This is a genomic window from Paraburkholderia sp. (assembly GCF_035656215.1).
GTDB lineage: Bacteria > Pseudomonadota > Gammaproteobacteria > Burkholderiales > Burkholderiaceae > Paraburkholderia.
In genome coordinates, this window is sequence record NZ_DASRSY010000250.1 from 1 (window position 1) to 20,900 (window position 20,900).

Annotated in this window: 16 protein-coding genes; 6 read left to right on the plus strand and 10 right to left on the minus strand. The window is 61.4% G+C overall.

Translation table 11 applies throughout. The annotated features are described in order from the left end of the window. The 3 genes from VFE81_RS14015 to VFE81_RS14025 all read left to right on the plus strand — a co-directional run. A partial coding sequence (locus VFE81_RS14015; protein WP_325045171.1) for an ImcF-related family protein occupies positions 1–3,057 on the plus strand: 3,057 nt, incomplete at its 5' end. After that, positions 3,054–4,046 (plus strand): type VI secretion system-associated protein TagF, encoded by a 993-nt coding sequence (gene tagF / locus VFE81_RS14020; protein ID WP_325045172.1) that lies wholly within the window; start codon positions 3,054–3,056, stop codon positions 4,044–4,046. The genes VFE81_RS14015 and tagF, both read left to right, overlap by 4 nt. A 4-nt stretch (positions 4,047–4,050) precedes the next feature. Continuing rightward, positions 4,051–5,004: an OmpA family protein gene (locus VFE81_RS14025; RefSeq protein ID WP_325045173.1), complete on the plus strand. Its 954-nt coding sequence runs from the start codon at positions 4,051–4,053 to the stop codon at positions 5,002–5,004. An 85-nt stretch (positions 5,005–5,089) separates the two neighbouring features. On the opposite strand, the gene tssA is transcribed toward VFE81_RS14025, so the two are convergent. From tssA to VFE81_RS14070, 9 genes are all read right to left on the minus strand, one after another. Then, entirely contained in the window at positions 5,090–6,202 is a 1,113-nt protein-coding gene (tssA, locus tag VFE81_RS14030; protein WP_325045174.1) for a type VI secretion system protein TssA, read from the minus strand. Between the two features lie 66 nt (positions 6,203–6,268). Beyond that, positions 6,269–8,944 (minus strand): type VI secretion system ATPase TssH, encoded by a 2,676-nt coding sequence (gene tssH / locus VFE81_RS14035; protein ID WP_325045175.1) that lies wholly within the window; start codon positions 8,942–8,944, stop codon positions 6,269–6,271. A 35-nt stretch (positions 8,945–8,979) separates the two neighbouring features. Then, entirely contained in the window at positions 8,980–10,074 is a 1,095-nt protein-coding gene (tssG, locus tag VFE81_RS14040) for a type VI secretion system baseplate subunit TssG (RefSeq protein WP_325045176.1), read from the minus strand. Continuing rightward, positions 10,038–11,876 (minus strand): type VI secretion system baseplate subunit TssF, encoded by a 1,839-nt coding sequence (tssF, locus tag VFE81_RS14045; protein WP_325045177.1) that lies wholly within the window; start codon positions 11,874–11,876, stop codon positions 10,038–10,040. Before tssF ends, tssG begins: the two co-directional genes overlap by 37 nt. Positions 11,877–11,997: 121 nt before the next feature. Further along, positions 11,998–12,477, minus strand: coding sequence for a type VI secretion system baseplate subunit TssE (gene tssE / locus VFE81_RS14050; RefSeq protein ID WP_054036473.1), 480 nt, complete (start codon positions 12,475–12,477; stop codon positions 11,998–12,000). 83 nt (positions 12,478–12,560) lie between these two features. Next, the gene (locus VFE81_RS14055; protein ID WP_054036475.1) at positions 12,561–13,064 is read right to left on the minus strand and encodes an Hcp family type VI secretion system effector; all 504 of its coding nucleotides are present in this window, start codon (positions 13,062–13,064) and stop codon (positions 12,561–12,563) included. 72 nt (positions 13,065–13,136) lie between these two features. Beyond that, positions 13,137–14,627, minus strand: coding sequence for a type VI secretion system contractile sheath large subunit (gene tssC / locus VFE81_RS14060; RefSeq protein ID WP_325045178.1), 1,491 nt, complete (start codon positions 14,625–14,627; stop codon positions 13,137–13,139). Positions 14,628–14,645: 18 nt separating this feature from the next. Then, positions 14,646–15,194 carry a type VI secretion system contractile sheath small subunit gene (gene tssB, locus VFE81_RS14065; RefSeq protein ID WP_325045179.1) on the minus strand — a complete coding sequence of 183 codons (549 nt, stop codon included), beginning with the start codon at positions 15,192–15,194 and terminating at the stop codon, positions 14,646–14,648. Between the two features lie 35 nt (positions 15,195–15,229). Next, positions 15,230–15,916, minus strand: a complete 687-nt coding sequence (locus VFE81_RS14070; protein ID WP_325045180.1) for a tetratricopeptide repeat protein — start codon at positions 15,914–15,916, stop codon at positions 15,230–15,232. A gap of 363 nt (positions 15,917–16,279) precedes the next feature. Between VFE81_RS14070 and tssJ the strand changes: the two genes are divergently transcribed. From tssJ to icmH, 3 genes are all read left to right on the plus strand, one after another. Next, positions 16,280–16,906 carry a type VI secretion system lipoprotein TssJ gene (tssJ, locus tag VFE81_RS14075; protein WP_325045198.1) on the plus strand — a complete coding sequence of 209 codons (627 nt, stop codon included), beginning with the start codon at positions 16,280–16,282 and terminating at the stop codon, positions 16,904–16,906. A gap of 108 nt (positions 16,907–17,014) precedes the next feature. Further along, complete coding sequence (gene tssK, locus VFE81_RS14080) at positions 17,015–18,361, plus strand: type VI secretion system baseplate subunit TssK (RefSeq protein ID WP_325045181.1); 1,347 nt, start codon at positions 17,015–17,017, stop codon at positions 18,359–18,361. Beyond that, entirely contained in the window at positions 18,358–19,137 is a 780-nt protein-coding gene (gene icmH, locus VFE81_RS14085) for a type IVB secretion system protein IcmH/DotU (protein ID WP_325045182.1), read from the plus strand. Before tssK ends, icmH begins: the two co-directional genes overlap by 4 nt. A gap of 113 nt (positions 19,138–19,250) precedes the next feature. Here icmH and zwf read toward each other — a convergent pair whose 3' ends face one another. After that, positions 19,251–20,738, minus strand: coding sequence for a glucose-6-phosphate dehydrogenase (zwf, locus tag VFE81_RS14090; RefSeq protein ID WP_325045183.1), 1,488 nt, complete (start codon positions 20,736–20,738; stop codon positions 19,251–19,253). Between the last annotated feature and the right edge of the window lie 162 nt (positions 20,739–20,900).

Sequence of the window (20,900 nt, forward strand, 5' to 3'; positions counted from 1 at the left end):
CGTCACGAATACGACCGCGTATGGGGCGCCACCCTGCCCTACGAGCCGGACGAGAAGCGCGACGTAGTGGGCCTGTTTGACGAGCACTTTGAAGAGCTCTACGACGGCCTGAAAGAAATCAGCGTCGCGCAGATGTCGATCAACCGCGGCAACAAGCTTTCGCCGGGTCAGTTGAGCTTCCCGCTCGAATTCTCGACGATCAAGCCCGCGTTGCGCGCGTTTCTCGCCACGTTGTTCGAAACCAACCCGTTCCAGCACAAGCCGATTTTCCGCGGCTTCTACTTCACCAGCGCATTGCAGGAAGGCGAAACCAACAGCGCCGCCGCTACGCGCATCGCCAACCGTTTCGGCCTTTCCGCCGATAGCCTGCCCAAGCCGCATAGCGCGTTCTCCAAGAACGGCTTCTTCCTGCGCGATCTGTTCTCCAAGGTGATCTTCGCCGACCGGCAGACCGTCAAGCAGTTCGCCAGTCCCGCCAAGACGCGCATGCGTTATGCCACGTTCTTCGGCTTCGTCGCGGTGCTCGCGTTGGCGCTCGGCGGCTGGACGTGGTCGACGATCGGCAATCAGCAGCTCGCCGACAATGTAAAGGCCGACCTCGACAACGTGGTGCGCCTGCAGCAGAACCGCAACGACCTGCAATCGCGTTTGCAGGCCATGGACATTCTGGAAGACCGCATCGACCAGCTCGAACAGTTCCGCCGCGACAAGCCGCTGGCGGTGTCGCTCGGGCTGTATCAGGGCGACCGTCTCGAGCAGCACCTGCTCACCGAGTATTACAACGGCGTGCGCCAGATCCTGCTCGACCCGGTCTCGCAGAATCTCGCCTCGTTCCTGAAGGACGTCAACGCGCACCCCGATCAGCTCGCGCCGCTGAACCGCACACCGGACGCCTCCGCGGTTCCGGTGTCCGCGCACGCGGCGATGGCGGCGAACAGCCAGGGCGGCCTGTATAGCGACGCGTCGCCAACCAACGTCGAAGACGCGTACAACGCGCTCAAGACCTACCTGATGCTCAGCGACAAGCGTCACGTGGAAACCGCTCACCTGACCGATCAGGTCGCCCGCTTCTGGCGCGGCTGGCTCGAAACGAATCGCGGCAACATGCCCCGCGACGAGATGATCCGCAGCGCCGAGCGCATGATCACCTTCTATCTGTCGCGCGTGTCCGACAACGACTGGCCGATGATCGACGAGAACCTCGGTCTCGTCGACCAGACGCGTGAAAACCTGCGCCGCGTGGTGCGCGGCATGCCGGCCCGTCAGCGCGTCTACGAGGAAATCAAGGCGCGTGCGTCGACCCGCTTCGCGCCGATGACGGTCGCACGCATCGTCGGTGAAAACAATACGGCGCTGGTAGCCGGCAGCTACGCGATCCCCGGCACCTTCACGCGTGAAGCGTGGTTCCAGTACGTGCAGCCGGCAATTCGTGATGCCGCCACCAAGGAATTGCAGGCCAAGGACTGGGTGCTCAACACCTCCGCGCATGACGACCTGACGCTGGAAGGCAGCCCCGAGCAGATCCAGAAAGCGCTCGTGGCGATGTACAAAACCGAGTACGCGATGCACTGGCAGAAGTTCATGCAAGGCATTGCCGTGCAGAGCTTCGGCAGCTTCAGCCAGGCCGTGGATGCGATGAACCGCCTTGGCGATCCGCAGGACTCGCCAATCCGCAAGGTGCTCGAAACCGCTTATGACCAGACCTCGTGGGACAACCCGTCGCTCTTCAACGCGAACCTGAAGCGTGCGCAAACCGGCATGACCAGCTGGTTCAAGAACTGGTTCTCGCGCGCGCCGACCGGCCAGTTGAGCGCCAACATCGACATCAACGGCAATCCGGCCGAGGTGCCGATGGGGCCGATCGGCCAGGAGTTCTCGGCGTTGGGCCGCATCGTCGTCTCCGGCGACAACGGCTCGATGCTGAAGGGCTACATGGACACGCTTTCGAAGGTCCGTACCCGCTTTAACGTGATCAAGAATCAGGGCGATCCGGGCCCCGGCGCGCGTCAGTTGATGCAGCAAACGCTCGACGGCAGCGGCTCCGAGTTGGCCGATTCGCTGAAGTACGTCGACGAACAGATGCTGACGGGCCTCACCGATTCGCAACGTAAGGCGCTGCGCCCGCTGCTGGTGCGTCCGCTGATGGCGGCGTATGCGGTGGTGATCCAGCCGGCCAGCGTCGAAGTCAACAAGGTGTGGAACGCGCAGGTCTATCAGACCTTCCAGAGCTCGCTCGCGAACAAGTATCCGTTTGCAGGCGACGCGAAGGTCGAAGCCGGCGCCGGCGAAATCGCCCAGGTGTTCGGGCCGGATGGCGCGATCGCCAAGTTCGTCGGCACCACGCTCGGGCCGCTCGCGGTGCGGCGCGGTGACACGCTGACCTCACGCACATGGGGCGATATGGGTCTCGCGCTGACGCCTGACTTCACCAGTGGTTTCGCGCGCTGGGTGGCGCCGCTTGCCGGCGGAGCAGCGTCTTCGACGGGTCAAAGCTCGGCCGAGCCGCAGACCGTGTTCCAGATCCTGCCGCAGCCGAGCAGCGGCACCACGGAATACACGCTCGCGATCGACGGCCAGCAGATGCGTTACCGCAACACGCCGCCGCAGTGGACCAACTTCGTATGGCCGAATCCGTCTGGCTCACCGGGTGCGACGTTGAATGCCACGACCTTCGACGGCCGCACGCTGCAACTGGTCAACGAGCCGGGCCGCTACGGTCTGGAGAAGCTGATCAATTCGGCGCAACGCAAGCGCCGTCCTGATGGCACCTTCGATCTGTCGTGGACGCAGGGCAACGTGACGGTGGCGGTCAGCATGCGCATCATCAGCACGTCGCAGGCTTCAGGCGGCGCCAGCAGCGACGCGCCGCAACAACAGAGCCTGCGCGGCTTGCGGCTGCCGTCTTCGGTGGCGGATGTGAGCGCGGCGGCGAATTCAGTCAATGCGACGGCCGCGGGTGGTGCACCGGGCGCCGCGCCCGCTGCCATGCCGACGTCGCAAACGGCACGGCCGGCAACGGCCGCCGCCGCGGTTTCGAACACAGGGAGTGCGCAATGACGCAAACCGTGCAGGCTCAGATCGCCTACTTCGGCAAGATTCCGTCGCGCGGCGACTTCGTCAAAAGCCCGCACAACCCGCAGTTGCTGGCCACGCTCGACCGCTGGATCGCCGAAGCGATGGAACTGCTCACCGACGATCCACGCTGGAAGATCGTCTACGAAAGCGCCCAGCCGATGCACTTCGCGTTCCTCGGTTCGCGCAGCAAGCTGGCGATTGCGGGGCATATGGTGGCGAGTCAGGATCAGTCGTCGCGGCGCTTTCCGTTTCTTGCCGCAACCGCGCTGGAAGTCGAAAAGCCCCTGACGTTCCTCGCCCGCAGTCCGCTCGCCTTCGCGCGCCTGTGGTCGCGCGTCGCGTCGCAGATGAAGCCGCTGCTCGGTGTAAGCGAGCCGGCCGGCGCGCTCCAGGCACTCGGCGAAACGCAAGTGCAAATCGAAATCGGCGGCGGACCGGGCAATCCGCACGACGGCACCTTCAACGACTTCGTCGAGCATCAGACACTCGCCGGTCTCGAACAGATGCTGCTCGCGAGCGGTCATCCGGTGCGCCTGCGCGGCGCGATGCTGGCGCTCGGTTCGCTGCTGCGTCCGGTGATGCAAAGCGGTTCGTCGCATCTCGAGCGCGGGCTGACCCTGCCGCTGCCGAACGATCCGTTCTATCGCTCGCTAGTCGCTGCATTCTGGCTCGAACTGATCGCACCGTTCGTCTCGCAGGCGGATTTCGAACTGGCGATTTTTATCGGCACGATTGCCGAGCGCGAGCGACTCATCATCGGCTTTAACGGCGCCTCGGCCAAAACGCTGCATAGCGTGGTCGATCCGCAGGCGTACGCGGCACATAACATCGATATCGACGATCCCGAGTGGATCGACGATCACGCACAAAACGACCATGGCATCAGCAAGCTCGTCAGCTACCTCGACCAACCGCAACTGTCGTTGCGTGTCAGCATCGACACGTTCCGCGAAGCATTCACGGGAGCGTGACACGATGTTGAGCAAACACACGCGCATTGCCTCGCTGCTGGCCGGGCTTCTGATCAACGCGCTCGCCCATGCCGACAACGACGGCCCGGCACGCGTGACGCCGGTCGACAACAGCGGCATTGCGATTCGCACGACGATTCTGCCCGCGCCTTCGGCGCAGCCGGGCAATGCAGGCCCTGCGGTCAGCACGGCCGGGCTCGCCAGCGGCACCACCGGCGCCGGCACCGGTGCGATCAGCGCGTCCCCGCCGCCCGCCAATGCCATGCCGGGCCAGGTTGTAGTGGGCGGCAAAGTGCCGGATGAAGCGACCAAGGCCGCCGTGCTGGCACGTCTGCGCGACACCTACGGCGCGTCCAACGTGGTCGATCAGATCGAAGTCGCCGACGTCGCGACGCCGCCGAACTGGTCTGCCAACGTGCAAAAGCTGATCGGCCCGCAATTGAAGCAGATCAGCAAAGGCCAGTTGAAAATCGACGGCACGCAGATCGACGTGAAAGGTGAAGTGCACAACGAATCGCAGCGTCAGCAACTCGCAAGCGATATGGCGAACGCACTGAATCCGACCTACACGATCAAGAACGGTCTACGCGTGAGCGCATCTGAACAGGGCGTGCTCGATCAGACGCTGGCGAATCGCACAATCGAGTTCGAAACCGGCAGCGCGACGCTCACGCCGCAAGGCCGCGCGATTCTCGATCAGATGGCGGCCGTGCTGTCGAAGATGCAGACGAAGACGGTCGCGATCATCGGCCATACCGACAACTCGGGGAATCGCACCTCGAATATCGCGCTGAGCCAGGCGCGTGCGGATGCGGTGAAGGGTTATCTGGTCGCCAGGGGCATCCCGCCCGAACAGATGACGACGACAGGCGTGGGTCCGGATCAGCCGATTGCGTCGAACGATACGACCGACGGGCGGGCGCGTAACCGACGTATTGAGTTTCGTGCGGGATCTTGAGTTGTTGCTTGCCTGACGGCGTGATCAACAAAAAGTCTGGCACCGATGTTCGATGCCAGGCTTTTTTGTTCGTACTATGGAAATTCTAGCTGTTTTCCTCAGGCTTCACGCCCAGCAGCTCGCGAATATGCGCGAGCGACCCACCGTCCTTCACTACCGAGGAAAGCCACTGATGCAAAGGCATATCCGCGCACTCCGCCGCCTTGTCGGCGAGGTAAGCAGCCGGATTGTGCGGCTCGGTGCTGCGAAAGAATTTGGCCACTGCACGCAATTGCGCGACGGCTTGCGCACGGCTCTGAATGCCTGCAATCGGGCCGCTCGGGATAGTCTGGCTGGTCGTCAGCACGGGTTCCTCGCGTTGCGGTGAAGTCTTGAAGGTAGGCTCGGCGCGTTCGTGCTCGTCCGGCTTCGGCGCATTTGGCGGCGACGCTTCAGCGCTTACACCCAGTTCGCGTGCAAAGCGTTCCGCCAACCGGTAGACGCTTTCATACGCATCTTTCGCCTGACGGAAGCTCGGTGCCGAATCCGGAGCACGCTGGTCCAGTTCCTGTTCGAGCGCGAGCATCGCCGCTTCGAACGCGTTCAGATCGACCAGCAGCGTCGAATAGAACGCCGGCGGCGTGGCGCGTTTCGACGCCTCGATCTGCTCGATGGAAGCCTTGCCGCGCGCGATATCGTCGGCGTGATCCGGATCGCGCTTGACCGCTTGCGCGACATGCGTGGCCACGTCCCAATCGATCGTGCTGTACGAGTTGCCTTGCGCCGACGTGAGCGACATTGCCCGCAGCAGATCGCCGGTGCGGCCGACCAGCCACGCGACGTTGCCGAGGCGATACTCGGTGTCATCGCCTTCCGGCAGCGGATGCACGTGATCCCAGTACTTTTCGCACAGCCCTGTCAGCAGCGCATAACCTTGCGTGAGACCGGTCACGCCCTCTTCGATGGCAAGCGCCTCGGTAAGCCAGACGGCGAGGCGCAAGTCCTTGGTCTGCGTCTGCAGCAGGCTGCTGGAACGTTCGACCACGAATGGCCAGTCGGCCTCTTTGATATCCGTGACCCATTCGCCTTGATCCAGCGACGGGTCTTCGAATCGGCGCGCGTGCTGGATCGCGTCGAAATCCGCTGAAAACAGCAGGTCGTCGCCACAAGGCGAGGCTTCGCTGATCGGAGCCAGTAGCGTGTTCAGATTAGTCGGCATGACAGAAAGCAATAAGTATCCGGTACGGCATTAAAACAGATTGGCAGGCAGGCGGGGCATGCCGGCTCACACAACCGCGTATTCGAACTCGCCCGCTTCGCTCGCGCGTACCGCGATGCGTTCGATCGCGGTGCCGTTGGCAATGCGCTCCAGCACCTGCTGCGCGACTTCCGGCAACAGCGTACCGTTCAGAATGTGGTCGACATTGCGCGCGCCGGAGTCCACTTCGGTGCAGCGCGCGAGTACCGCATCGACCAGCGATTCGTCCCACTCGAACACCGCCTTGTGATTCGACTCGATGCGGCGGCGAATCCGCTCCAGCTTCAGGTCGATGATTTCGGCGAGCACGTCGTCGGTGATCGGGTAGTACGGCACCACTTTCATGCGGCCGAGAAACGCCGGCTTGAACACCTTGTACAACTGCGGCCGTAACGTCTCCGCGAGCTCGTCCGTATCCGGCATTTCTTCGGTGCTCTTGTTCAGGCACGCCTGCATCACCGCCTGCGAACCGACGTTCGAGGTCAGGATGATCAGCGTGTTGCGGAAATCGATCTCGCGCCCTTCGGCGTCGTCCATCGTGCCCTTGTCGAACACCTGGAAAAACATTTCCAGCACATCAGGGTGCGCCTTTTCCACTTCGTCGAGCAGCACCACAGAATACGGATTGCGACGCACCGCCTCGGTCAGCACACCGCCCTCGCCGTAACCGACGTAGCCCGGCGGCGAACCCTTCAGGCCCGATACGCTGTGCGCTTCCTGATACTCGCTCATGTTGATCGTGACCATCTTGCGTTCGCCGCCGTAGAGCACATCGGCGAGCGCCAGTGCGGTTTCGGTCTTGCCGACACCCGACGGTCCGACGAACATGAACACGCCGCGCGGTTTGTTCGGGTCTTCGAGACTCGCGCTGGCGGTGCGCACGCGTTGCGCTATCGCATCGAGTGCGTGGTCCTGTCCGATCACACGAGCGGCCAGCAGCGGTTGCAGATTCAGCACGGTCTGGATTTCGTCCTTGATCATGCGGCCAAGCGGAATGCCGGTCCATGAAGCGACGATTTCGGCGACCACGTGGCCGTCAACCTGCAACGGCACCATCGGTTGGCCGCCCTGCAACGCGTGCAATTCCGTAACACGCGTGGCAAGCGTTTCGCGCGCCTGTTGCGCCTTGTCGGCCTGGCCGGCGTCCGCGCTGCTCACGCGCGCGGCGTCGATTTCCGCACGCAAGCCGACGATCTCCGTCACCAATGCGCGTTCCTTGTCGTAGCGCGCCTCATCAATGGCCAGGTCTTTCACGTCTTCTTCGCGCAGGCCGCGCAATTCCGCGAGCCGCTCGTCATGCAACGCACCGCCCGCGACCTCGCGTTCCAGCGCGGCGATTTCGGCGTCGATGCGTTCGAGCCGTTTCTTCGTGTCATCGATTGCGGCAGGTGTCGAGCTATGCGCGAGCGCGACTTTGGCGCAAGCGGTGTCGAGCACGCTGATCGCCTTGTCCGGGAGTTGGCGGCCGCTGATGTAGCGATGCGACAGACGCACCGCTTCGGTAATCGCATCGTCCAGTACGCGGACGTTGAAGTGCTTTTCCATTAACGCGGCCATGCCGCGCAACATCGCCGCCGCAAGCGTCTCGCTCGGCTCCTCGATCTTGACGACCTGGAAACGCCGCGCCAGCGCCGCGTCTTTCTCGAAGTACTTCTTGTATTCGCTCCACGTGGTCGCCGCGATGGTGCGCAATTCGCCGCGCGCCAAGGCCGGCTTCAGCAGATTCGCTGCATCGTTCTGCCCGGCCTGGCCACCGGCGCCGATGATCGTATGCGCTTCGTCGATAAACAGAATGATCGGATGAGGACTCTTCTTCACCTCGTCGATCACGTTCTTCAGGCGGTTCTCGAACTCGCCTTTGACGCTGGCGCCTGCCTGCAACAGGCCCATATCGAGCACATGCAATGCGACGCCTTTCAGCGGCGCGGGCACATCGTCAGCCGCAATGCGCAGCGCGAGACCTTCGACCACCGCCGTTTTACCGACGCCCGCCTCGCCCGTCATGATCGGATTGTTCTGCCGGCGACGCATCAGGATGTCGATGGTCTGGCGAATCTCACCTTCGCGGCCAATCACCGGATCGATCTTGCCTTCACGCGCACGTTGCGTGAGATTGCTGGTGTACGTATCGAGCGCGGGCGTTTTGGACGGCGCGCCGGGTGCCGATTCGGCCGCAGCTGTATCGCTCACGCCTTCGGCTGCGTTCTCTGCGGCGTTACTACGCTCGACTTCACGCGAGCCCGCGGTCAATTCGTCGAACTTGTGCTTCAGATCCGTCACCCGCACGTCGCGCAGCAGCGGCGACATGCGCTCGGCAAACTGCGCGAGGTCCGGCGCCGTCAACAACGCGAGCAGCAAATGCCCCGAGCGAATCCGTCCGATCTGCGAATCGAGCGATGCAATCAGCCACGCCTGTTCGAGCAAGTCGATCAGATGCTTCGAAAACACCGGCGTGCGCGTATTGCCGGTCTTCAACCGCTGCAATTCGCGCTCGATATCCGCGCGCAAAGCATGCGCATCGACGCGGCTCGCACGCAACGCCAGCGTGACATCGCTCGCAGGCTCATCCACCAGCGCCAGCAGCAGATGCTCGAGGTCGACCTCATAGTGACCGCGCGCGAGACAGTTGTTCGCCGCGAGCAAAGCCGCCTGCCGGCAGGTCGGATTCAGTTTGGCGATCAGGGTATTGAGGGACGTGCTCATGTCGTGCGATCCGGGTCCAGGTTCTATCGTTGTGGTCAGTGAATCACGTGCAATTCGTAGCGGGCATCCGCGCGATCACGGTCGGCTGCCTTGGTGCACAGGAAAGCGTCCCAGCCGAGGCGCGCACCGCCGCTCAGCATGCTTGGCCCCACTTCCGCGCGGCGCAGCACCAACGAGATCTCGTATTCGAGCGTGACGCCGGCGAGCAGCGTCAGCATGCGTTCGAGCGCCACGGCGCGGTCGGCGCCGGGTAAAAACGCTTCGTAATCGGCTTTGTCGAGCGGTCCGATCACGAGCCGCGCGCGCATGTCGCGCTGCCAGACGCGCTCGCCCGCCAGCGCGGTGGCGCCGAGCGTCGCGTTGACACCGCCGAGCACGGTCAATTGATCGCGTGGCACGTCGTACCATTTGCCGACGAACTGCTCGACGCGCACCCGCACCTTGAAGTACTCGGACAGCGTGCGTTGCAAATAGGCTGCTGAAACCGGCCGATGCCGTGCGGCCAATGCGTAACCGGCAATCGCTTCGTCGAATAACGCGCCGTCGCCGCTTTGCAGACTGTTGCGCGTGTCGTCATCGGCGACGCCCGCCAGCGCGAGCAACAGCGGCAGATAACGTTCGTCGCGATCCAGTTCGTAATGAAGCGGCAGCCGGTACTTCTTCCACGCCGCGTAAAACAACGCAGTCGCGCGATTCGAAAACACGTCGAAGAATTCGCGCGCCGCCCGGTCGCGCTGAATCTGCTCGCGCGCGATGATCTGCTCGGTGTAATGCAGTGGCAACGCGCCCTGCCCGCCGAGTAAACCGAAAAACGCCGGCGTGATATCGACCTTATGGAGCGAACCCGCTGCAAGCGCGGCGGTGCGCTGCGGCTTCTCTTTCAGCGCAGTGCCTTCATCGTCATAGGACTGCGCGCTGTGAATTTCACTAGGCGGAAACGACATCGACAGCGAATTGCGAAAAGCAATCCGCTGCGCGACGATTTCGCCGGGGCGTCCGTTACTCGATGGCTCCTGTTGCGCGAACCACTTCTCGAGAATCCGAACCGCCTGAAAAAATTCGAAGCGATGCGGTTCGTCGAGAAGTTGCTCGACTACGCCAGGATCGATTCGCCGCTGCGCGGTTTGCATCGCAGAATCTCCTCGCCGGTACGCTTCGACACGACGACCAGTTGCACAAAGCTGTTCAGATGCACGTACAGCCCGAAAAACGTATCGATCACCCGCACGAACGACGCGAGACTCGTGCCGACGAAATGCTCTTCGTCGATAGTCAAACGAATCTCGATGCCGCGCACGAAGGTCGCGAACGGCTTGCCCGGCAGCCATTGCACCGCTGCGCGCTGCTCGATGCCGACCAAACCGTCGATATGCCGCGCCGACACCGCCGTGCGTCGCACATCGTAAAGCACCAGCATTTCCTTGAGCGCCGACAGACCGCTATTGGCGAGCGACACATGATTCAACGCCAGATGCGAAATCAGCCGCCAGTGCGAGGCGCGTCCGCGCTCGAAACGCACGCTAGGCGTCGGCCGGCGCAGCATCGTGATGCTGCCGGTCAGCGAGCCGCCTTCCAGAAACAGGTCGCCGCCTTCGAGACCCACGGCGAGGCCGGCCGGCAAGTCGCGATTGGTACACGTCAGATCGAGACTCAGCGTATCGGTTTGCGGGGCTGCCGGTTCGAAGTCGATATCGACGATCGAGATTTCCGTCTCGTAACCCGGGCTTTTCTGCGCGACCCAATCGTTACGCCGCGCGAACCAGTAATGCCCGGCACGTGCCGCTTCACCGTGATGCAGCGAATAGAACGGCCGGAACTCGATCACCGATTCTTCATGCGCCTTTTGCCGGACGAGTTTCACCGAGTCGATCGAATAGACCTCGTACGCAAATGCACGACGCGCCTCAGCAATCACCGGGTATGAAACCGCCTGGTGGCTGACGCGGATCGGCTCGCCGTGCTGTTCGAACAGGTTCACCACCGGCGTGCAGAACAACCGGAAATGATGCGCGGACAACGAATCCAGCAGGCGCGCGATGTGCGAATCGCTGCGCACTTCCTTGAGCACGATGTGCAGCGTCAAACGCTGGCAGCGACCGCTCGCGCGCGTCATCGCCGCCAGATCGAAATCGGTGAAATTGAATTTTTCGGGGAACGCGAAGTATTCGGTCAGCAACCGGTACGCCGGATGCGATTTGGCCGGATAGTCGATCAGCGCATCGTCTTCATCGAAACCGGCTTGTACGACGGGGGATTCACTCAGTTGCTTCCACACGCCACGGCGGTCGGCTTCGACATAGGTGGCCATTGCGTTGACGAACAGGCAGTCCGCCAGCGCCGCGATAAACGATTGCTCGCCGTGCAGGTGCGTACGCAACGTGTCGACTTTCAAAGCGGAGAGATCGAGCTGCGCGGCCGTCGATTCGAACGTGATCGACACGATCGCCGTGGCGTTGCCCGGCAAGACGGTCGCGCTCGGCGCCATCGCCACCGACGTGTACTTTGCCTCCGAGATGCGGATCGGCGCCAACGTCACGTCGTAGGCGGTTCGGAAACGGCATTGCACGCCGCGAATCGGGCGGGACTTGAGCTCGGTGCCGCGCTCGACCAGGACCGGTTCGGTCAGATGGCTGAGCGCGGCGGAGGTGCCCAACTGCGCGATCGAGCACGACGGAAACGGCCGCAGGTAGTGCGGATACAGCACTTCCAGCAGCGCTTCGGTGAATTCGGGGTAATCGTCGTCTAGCTTCTTGTTGATGCGCGCACCCAACAGCGCGAACGATTCGATCATCCGCTCGACGTGCGGATCTTCGCAGTGCTCGCCGGACATTGCCAGACGCGCTGCGATCTTCGGATAGCGTTCGGCGAAATCGCGCGAATAGCGCCGCAGAAATGATAACTCGCGCTCGTAATACGGCAGCAATTCTTCCATCGATATCCCCGGACCTGAATCCTCTCCGCTCAATCCATGCCACCGTTGCGCGTTAACGGCAGCAAAGCGGTACTAAAAACACTAAACGCAGGTACTAAAACTCAGCCGCTAAAATCAGGTACTAAAGCTTCGCGCGTGCGCGCGTCACCGAGTATTGCAGCGTAGAGGGCTGCAGCATTGCATCGAAACTCACCGGTTCTTCTGCCGGGTGTACGACCAGCAGCGCCTGAATCGCAAAGTTCAGCGCGTTGGTGGATTGTTCGTTCAATTCGAGCGTAACTGCCACCTGCTGCAAGCGCGGCTCATGCCGTGCGATTGCCTGTTGAATCGACTTGCAGATAAACGTACGGTCATAGTGACTCGCGAGGCTCAAGCCCGCGAAATCGTTCAGACCGTATGTGAGCACCGAGCGCTGACATTCCGGCAATGCCGCCAGCTCGTGCTCGGTCAGGGCGATCCGCGTGTTCAGGATCGCCTCGACGTCGCGCGCGACGGTGGCCTTCAACTCGTCCAACGACAATTGCCGCATCGCCGGAGAAGCCGGCAGGTGCGGTTCGTCGTCGAACAGCTTGTCGAGAAAGCTGGGTTCGAAGCGTTTCATCAGCGTCCGAAGAACCGGTTCGACGCGAGGCGCGCGCGGCGGGCGTCGGCCTTTTCAGGCCGCACGCCGCGTGCGCCCTGGCATCAGACCGCGTACGTCTTGTCGTTCTTCGTCAGGCTCCACGCGCCTTGCGCGTTGCCGCCCTGGTTGCCGCCGATCTTCTGCTGCGTGTACTTCCACTGCACGGCGGCGTACTTCAGCGAGAACTGCTCGGTCGGCAGGCCTTCGCCCACCACGCTCGGCGTGGCGCTCGAGATGATCACGTACTTGAGTTTCACTTCCAGGTACTTGATGCGGTTGCCTTCACCGTCCGAACGCATGAAGTCGATCGTCACTTCGTCGAACGTCGTGCCGCCCGATGCGTGTTGATAGATCAGCGGGCTGACCACGTCGATATCTTTCGTGAACTGCATGTCGGCGTGCTCGCAACGCTCGGACGTGTGACCACCCGCCGTCGAAGCAGTTGCCGAACGCGGTTGCGTAATCGAGTGGCTCCACGAATCGATTTCGATCCAGCCAGCATGATCTTTATCGGCAGACTCGCCTTTGATCGCCGGATTGCCGAATTTTAAATAGATGTCCTTCATAACTCATCGACTCCCCAAAGAGGTGGTTTTAACAGCCAACCCGTGCGGCCGGCACGGGCTTTCTGACTTCGTTTATGAATTTGCCGGTTTCGGCAGGTCAGCGACAAGCCGCAAAGAGATCGAAAGCTCGTCCAGTTGAAAGTGCGGGCGCAGGAAAGCGACCGAACGATACACACCAGGTTTGCCCGGAATCTCTGAGACCTGTATCGATGCCTCGCGCAGCGGGAACTGCGCTTTCTGCTCCTGGGTCGCGTTGTCGTCCAGCAGCACGTACTGCGAGATCCAACGATTCAGGAATACTTCGACGTTCTGCGCCGATGCGAAGCTGCCGATCTTGTCGCGCATCATCGCCTTCAGGTAGTGCGCCACGCGCGATACCGAGAAGATGTACTGCAGCTGCGCGGACAGCACAGCGTTCGCATTCGCGCTGTCGGTGCTGTACTTCTTGGGCTTCTGCACCGATTGCGCGGCGAAGAACGCGGCGTAATCCGAGTTCTTGCAGTGCACGAGCGGAATGAAGCCGAGGTCGCTCAATTCCTTTTCGCGGCGATCGGTAATCGCGATTTCAGTCGGGCATTTCAGCGCGACTTCGCCGTCATCCGTCTTGAACGTGTGGGTGGGCAGATCTTCCACCAGACCACCGCCTTCCACACCGCGAATCGCCGCACACCAGCCGAAGTCGTCGAATGCGGCCGTCAGGCGCGCCGCGAAGGCCCACGCTGCGTTACACCACAGATATTTGCTGTGATCGGTGCCGTCTACGTCTTCGACAAAGTTGAAGCCTTCTGCAGTCGCGCCGTCTTTCGGATTGAAAGGCAGGCGACCGAGAAAGCGCGGCAAGGTCAGGCCGACATAACGCGAGTCTTCGGAGTCGCGGAACGACTTCCACTTTGCGTATTCAACGGTATCGAACACCTTGCCGAGATCGCGCGGCTTGCCGAGATCGGCAAACGTTTCGAGACCCATCAGTTCAGGCGACGCCGATGCGATGAACGGCGCGTGCGCCGCGGCCGCGACGTGCGCCATCTGCTCGATGAAATACACGTCTTCAGGCTGACGCGTCACTTCGAAGTCGCCAATGATCGTGCCGAACGGTGCGCCACCGAAGGTGCCGAACTCTTCTTCATAAACCTTCTTGAAGAGTGCGCTTTGATCGAATTCGATGGCGTTCTTGAAGTCTCGCACGAGGTCGCGCTTCGGCGCGTGCAGCGCCTTGATCTTGACCGTCGAGCCGGTATTGCTTTCCTTGCACAGGTAGTCCAGACCGCGCCACGTGCTTTCCATGCGCTGGAATTGCGGCGCATGCATCACCGCGCTCAGTTGCGCGGAGATCAGGCGGTCGAGTTCCGCGACGCGCGCGTCGATGGTGGCCGACAGGTTGTCGGACATCACCACCGTGCCGTCGAGCACCTGGTGGACGAGTTCGCCGATCAGGTCTTTCGCGCGAGCATGTTCTGACTCGGACTTCGCCACGCGGCTTTTCTCGACGATTTCGTCGAGCAGCGTGGATTCCGCGCCACTTTGCGCCGCGGCGAGTTGGGCTGCTGCCGTTTGCTGATTCATCTCACACCCCGTGCGTACTTATTCGCCCTGCTTGTCGTGATCCGGCGCGCCGGCGTGCTGGTCTGCTGCGTTGCCCTGATCTTTCGCCAGTGCCTGCAACTGCTGCGTGTTGTTGAGCACTTCGCTCAACAGGTCTTCGAGTTTGTCGTTGCCGGCCAGCTTGTTGCGCAGGTCGGCCAGCTTCGAACGCGCATCGAGCAGACGGCGCAGCGGCTCGATCTGTGCAACCACCTCATCCGGACTGAAATCGGCCATCGACTTGAAACGCAGATCGACAGCGAATTTGCCGCCTGCCTCGCTCAGGCGGTTTTCCACCTGAAATGCGGCACGTGGCTCGATCGCTTTCATCACGTCGTCAAAATTGTCGCGGTCGATGCTGACGAACTTGCGATCGCGCAGCTTCGGCTGCTCGACTTCGGACTGCCCTGCCAGATCGGCAACCACACCGACGACGAACGGCAGCTCCTTGATCTCGATCGCATCGCCACGCTCAACTTCGTACGTCAGTTGAACGCGTGGCGGTCGCACTTTTTGCAAACGTTTTTGAATACTTTCTTTCTTCGCCATCGTCGGCTCCCGGATGCAGATGAATCAGGCCTGAATTAGCGCAGCGCGCTGAACGGATCGGACGCGCCGCCGCTTTGTGCGGCTTTGGCGGGTGCTGCAGGTGCCGGCGCGGGTGCCGCAGGAGCAGCAGCCGGCGTTGCGGTCGGAGCCGCGGCGCTGGTGGTTGCGTCCGGCGTGTCCGCAGCCTTGCCCTTGGCGACATGGCGAATAATGCGCTTCTTTTTCAAGGCGGCCTTGTCGTTCGGATCAGGCGGGAACAACGTGGCTTCGCCGAGCGTGTCGCGCAACTGCTTGGCGAGCGCTTGCGCGTCCGACTTCGCATCACCCGCGAGCGACGCATCCTGACGCAGTTCGCCGAGCGATTGCGTGGCCACGCGCAGCCCGGCTACAGCCAGCACGCTCTTTGCCTGACGATCCGTCTGGTCGCGCTGTAACGCTTCTTGCGCGGCGACAATAGCCTGGCCGTAATGACCCTGCGTGAACTGGATCTGCGCAATACGCGACCACGGTTCTTCACGGGTCGGATCGGATTTTGACAATTGCTGATAAAGCGAGATGGCGCGATCCTGATCACCGCCCTTGGCGACGGTATCCGCGTCCGCGAGTTGCTTATTAAAAGCCTCCGGTGTGGTCGCTGCGTTGTTGCCCTGTGTCGCGCAACCGGCAATCACGCCGCATGCCAACACTACCCCAGATAGTTTTACTAACAGACGCTCATTCATCGTTTTTCACCGACGTGCGATTTTTTTAATTCAAGGGAAAACCGGAGTTTTGCTTTGCTTCAACTGCGCGGGTATAGTACAGGCCAATTTTCGATAATTCAACTTTCGTGTGAAGAAGGATTGCACAAAAAAAATGCATGTGGATGATTTAAACGAAACATGCAGAAATTGTTTCCTGATGCAATAGCCGCAATGCGGAGAACGGAAAAAATTTCCGCTCGCACGGGAGCAAACAGGTAAGTGTCGGAGAACAATGCGCTTTGCATAAAGCGGCATTACGCGGCATAGCGGTGCTGCAAATTTGCCGGATTGAATTCGTTATTGATGTTTTGACGGGGGACGGCGCCGAGCCGGTCGATGTATATGAATTCGCGTCTTGTTCGCCATGCATCGCTATTGATTGCCAGTGCCGCGGCGTGCGCGCTGCTGGGCGGGTGCGCGGCCGCCGTGCCGGTGCTGGGAGCCGCTGCCAACGCGGTTTTGCAGGCGAGCGGCCTCGGTAAGCCCGACCTACCGGACGCGCAAAAACCACCGCGCAATGTCGGCCTCACGTTATACGCCGCACAGAATCTCAATGCCGCCAATGACCAGCGCCCATTGGCACTGGTCGTGCGGCTTTACGTGCTGAAAGACCCCACTTCATTCCAACAGGCGCCATTCGACGCCTTTACCGATCCGGCCAAGGAAAAGACCGTACTGGGCGGCGATTTGCTGGGTGTGCGCGAAGTGACACTGATCCCCGGTCAACGTTACGTCGTTACCGAAAAAGTCTCGCGTGAAGCTCAGGCATTCGGTATCGTCGCTCTATTCCGCGACCCGGCTATGCAGCGTTGGAAATTCGCCTTCGACCCGGCGAAGTCGGAGAAATCCGGCATAATGATCGGCCTGCATAACTGCGCAATGACGGTGACCAACGGCACTGTGATCCCGCCTGAACAGGGACTACCCGCCCAGCCGCTGAATATGCTTTCTTCGGTAAGCTGCGGTTAAAGATGCCGGTCAAATACGATTTAACAGTTTTTAGAGAATTAACAATACGGCGTTCGAATCGGTTATCTCCGGGCGCGCCACACGCTGAACGTATATAACAGGTTTGAGATGAGTTATTCGGCAAAAGTGCTCTGGGGGGAAGGCCTGTTTTTGAGGCCGCAGCATTTTCAGCGTCAGGACGCCTATCATGAGGCGCGTCTGTTCGAATCGATCCAGGCGATCCAGCCATACAACTGGGGCGTGCGTTCGGCGCGTTTGGACCGCGACGCGCTCGGCAGCAATGTGCTGCGCGTGAGCGAACTCTCGCTGGTGTTTCCGGATGGCGCGCTCTACTCCGCGCCGCAAGCCGATGACCTGCCGCCACCGATCGCGCTCGACACGCTGCCCGACGGTATCAATGAATTCACGTTTTATCTGGCGCTGCATCCTCTGCGAGAAGCCGGCGCAAACTATTCGCAAGACAGCAACGCAGGCTTCGTGTCGCGTTATGTCAGCGAGCAGACGCCAGTGGCCGATCATTTCACGGACGCGGCCGAAGCCGACATTACCTTCCTGAAAACCAGCGTCAAACTCATAGCGCATAGCGAGCCGCGCGACCAGTTGCTGTCGGTGCCGCTCGTGCGCGTGCGCCGCACCGCCACGTCGGGTTTTGAAATCGACGACACCTTCGTGCCGCCCTGCCTCGCGATCGACGCGTCGCCGATCCTGCATCAACGATTGCGTCAACTGATCGACGCGCTGCAGGCCAAGGTTAATGCGCTGTATGGTTTTCATCGCGAGCCGACCAAGAACATCATCGAATTCCGTTCGGGCGACATCGCGTCGTTCTGGCTGCTGCACACTGCGAGCGCCGCGTTTGCCTCGCTTGCGCATCTGTACCAACATTCGGCGCTGCATCCGGAGCGCCTGTTTCAGGAATTGCTGCGTCTGGCCGGCCAGTTGATGACGTTTTCGAAGGGCTATGCGCTGTCCGATCTGCCGGCTTACCGGCATGACGATCCGGGTCCCGGCTTTGCGCGCCTCGACACGATCCTGCGTGATCTGCTCGAAACCGTAATCTCGACGCGCTACTTCGCGATCGCGCTCGAAGAAGTACGTCCGTCGTTCCATGCGGGCCGTCTCGACTCGGGCAAGATCGACGACAAGACCATGTTCTACATCGCCGTTTCCGCGGACATGCCGACCGCGGAACTCGTCGAAGCGGTACCCGCGCGCTTCAAGGTCGGCGCGCCGGACGACGTCGACAAGCTGGTGCTCTCGGCCATGCCGGGCGTGCGCCTCGTTTACACGCCGCAAGTACCGCCCGCCATTCCGGTTCGGCCGGGTGCATGCTACTTCTCGTGCGAATCGCGCGGCGCATTGTATGACCGCATGTTGCAGGCCCAATCGGCAATGATCTACGCGCCGTCGGGCATTAACGATCTTCAACTCGAACTGATCGCCGTCACATCATGAGCTACGCGCCTTCCCTGTTTGGCGGCAGCACGCCTGCCGCGACGCCCGCCCCCATGAGCGAGCCGACCTACCAGGTCCGCTCGCTGCTCGATCTGCTGTACGACGGCTTCTTCATGCTGTTTTTATTGAAGAACGGCCGCGAGCCCGGCGACGCGAACGAATTCAGCCAGCGTATCCAGCAGTTTCTCGGCGACTTCGAGCGCGGTGCGAAAAAACTCAACGCGTCGGCGGAAGACGTCTACGCGTCGAAGTTTGCGTTCTGCGCAGCCATCGACGAATCGGTGTTGTCGTCAACGTTCAAGATTCGCACTGAGTGGGAGCGCCGGCCGCTGCAACTGGTGCTGTTCGGCGAGCAACTGGCAGGCGAGAAGTTCTTCCAGTATCTCGAGGAATGCCGTGCGCAAGGCGCCGCGCGCCTGCAGTCGCTCGAAGTGTTCCACATGTGCCTGCTGCTCGGCTTCCAGGGCAAGTATCTGCTCGAAGGACCGGAGAAGCTCGCCTATCTGACCGCGCGGATCGGCGACGAAATCGCGCATATGAAGGGCAAGCGCGCACCGTTCGCCCCGCATTGGCCGCTGCCGGACCAGGTCGCTCACCGGCTCAAACGCGAGGTGCCGTTGTGGTCGATCGGTGCGGTGTTCGCGCTAGTCGGGCTGCTTGCTTATCTCGGTCTGAACACTTATTTGCGCGATCAGACGTTGCGCACGCTCGCGCCATATTCGCAGGTGGTCAAGCTCGGACCGCAATCGGCCACGCTGACAATCTCGTTGCCGTAAATCAGAACGGCAGCACGTAACAAAAAAGGCGGCCCGCAAAAACGGGCCGCTTTTTTTCATTGCCAGACGAACGCTTCAAAGCGTCGACGTATCGCCGACGCCTGACTACCTGCTTACTGCGACTCTTCCGCCCACACGGCATTTTCCCGCGCCATCAGCGCCGTCGACGCAGCCGGCCCAAACGTGCCCGACGTATAGCCACGCGGCTTGTCGCCCGACTTGCTCCAGCCTTCGAGAATTGGTTCGGCCCACGCCCATGCCGCCTCGAGTTCGTCGCGGCGCATGAAGTGCGTGAGGCGTCCGCGAATCACATCGATCAGCAAACGCTCGTACGCTTCCGCGCGACGCTCGGTGAAAGCCTGCTGCAAGTCGAGGTTCAGATTCACCGGCAGCATATGCATGCCGCTGCCCGGTTCTTTCGCAAGCACCTGCAACTGGATCGACTCTTCAGGCTGCAACTGGATCACGAGCCGGTTGCCATAGTTGCGCCCGCTATTGCCGTTCGGAATGATCGAGAAAGGCAACTCGGAAAACTCGATGACGATCTCCGACACCTTCTTCTGCATCCGTTTGCCGGTGCGCAGGAAAAACGGCACGTGGGCCCAGCGCCAGTTATTGATATGCGCGCGCAACGCGACGAAAGTCTCGGCGCGGCTGCCGGCCGGCACGTTGTCTTCCTCCTGATAGCCCTTCACTGCCTCGCCGTCCACGGCGCCCGCGGTGTACTGGCCGCGCACCGTGTCGCGCGCGATGTCCTCGGGCGTCATGGGCCGCAGCGAACGGAGCACCTTGAGCTTTTCGTCGCGCACCGCATCCGGATCGAGCGACACCGGCGGCTCCATCGCAACGATGCACAGCAGTTGCAGCAAGTGGTTCTGCACCATGTCGCGCAGCGCGCCGGTCTTATCGTAGAAGCCCGCGCGGCTGCCTACGCCGACTGTTTCCGCCACCGTAATCTGCACGCTCTTGATATACGGCGCCTGCCACAGCGGGCCGAAAATCGGATTGCCGAAGCGCAGCACCATCAGGTTCTGCACCGTTTCCTTGCCGAGGTAGTGGTCGATCCGGTAGATCTGCGCTTCGCTGAAATGTTTGCCGACCGCCGTGTTGATCTCTTGCGCGGACGCCAGATCGTGGCCCAGCGGTTTCTCGAGCACGACCCGCGAATTCTCGTCGACCAATCCCGCCGCCGACAGGTTGTCGCAAATGTTCGTGAACAGATCCGGCGAGGTCGCGAGATAGAACACGCGCCGCACACCTTCGCGCGATACCTCCTTCAGCCGCTGGTAGTCCTCGACCGAATCGACGTCCATGCGCACATACTCGAACAACGCCAGGAATTTGTCCCAGGCGGCGGCATCGAACGCTTTCTTTTCGATGAAGGGCTTTGCCTTCGCTTCCATGAATTCGTTGATGTACTCCTCACGCGACCACGGCTTGCGGCCAATCGTGAGAATGCGGGTATCCGGCGGCAGATTGCAGTGCAGATGCGCCATGTAGAGCGCGGGCAGCAGCTTGCGAAACGACAGATCGCCGGTGCCGCCGAAGATGATCATGTCGAGCGGCAGGTCGGGGGTGGCAGAAGCGTGGTGGGTCGTCATAGCGCGGTCGCAGCGTCGTGATAAGCGTCGTCAAAGGACAAAGGGCAAAAAACGCCGGCGGACCGGCGCTTTTTTCTGGCAAACGCCTATGGTGCAACGTTTTGAGATTGTTTGCACGGCAACATGTGCCGCAGGTTGGCGCAAGATGCCAACCAGGACCTG

Coding starts and splice junctions, on each gene's coding strand:
- tagF (WP_325045172.1), top strand. CDS start 3,054: ATGACGCAAACCGTGCAGGCTCAGATCGCCTACTTCGGCAAGATTCCG.
- VFE81_RS14025 (WP_325045173.1), top strand. CDS start 4,051: ATGTTGAGCAAACACACGCGCATTGCCTCGCTGCTGGCCGGGCTTCTG.
- tssA (WP_325045174.1), bottom strand. CDS start 6,202: ATGCCGACTAATCTGAACACGCTACTGGCTCCGATCAGCGAAGCCTCG.
- tssH (WP_325045175.1), bottom strand. CDS start 8,944: ATGAGCACGTCCCTCAATACCCTGATCGCCAAACTGAATCCGACCTGC.
- tssG (WP_325045176.1), bottom strand. CDS start 10,074: ATGCAAACCGCGCAGCGGCGAATCGATCCTGGCGTAGTCGAGCAACTT.
- tssF (WP_325045177.1), bottom strand. CDS start 11,876: ATGGAAGAATTGCTGCCGTATTACGAGCGCGAGTTATCATTTCTGCGG.
- tssE (WP_054036473.1), bottom strand. CDS start 12,477: ATGAAACGCTTCGAACCCAGCTTTCTCGACAAGCTGTTCGACGACGAA.
- VFE81_RS14055 (WP_054036475.1), bottom strand. CDS start 13,064: ATGAAGGACATCTATTTAAAATTCGGCAATCCGGCGATCAAAGGCGAG.
- tssC (WP_325045178.1), bottom strand. CDS start 14,627: ATGAATCAGCAAACGGCAGCAGCCCAACTCGCCGCGGCGCAAAGTGGC.
- tssB (WP_325045179.1), bottom strand. CDS start 15,194: ATGGCGAAGAAAGAAAGTATTCAAAAACGTTTGCAAAAAGTGCGACCG.
- VFE81_RS14070 (WP_325045180.1), bottom strand. CDS start 15,916: ATGAATGAGCGTCTGTTAGTAAAACTATCTGGGGTAGTGTTGGCATGC.
- tssJ (WP_325045198.1), top strand. CDS start 16,280: ATGAATTCGCGTCTTGTTCGCCATGCATCGCTATTGATTGCCAGTGCC.
- tssK (WP_325045181.1), top strand. CDS start 17,015: ATGAGTTATTCGGCAAAAGTGCTCTGGGGGGAAGGCCTGTTTTTGAGG.
- icmH (WP_325045182.1), top strand. CDS start 18,358: ATGAGCTACGCGCCTTCCCTGTTTGGCGGCAGCACGCCTGCCGCGACG.
- zwf (WP_325045183.1), bottom strand. CDS start 20,738: ATGACGACCCACCACGCTTCTGCCACCCCCGACCTGCCGCTCGACATG.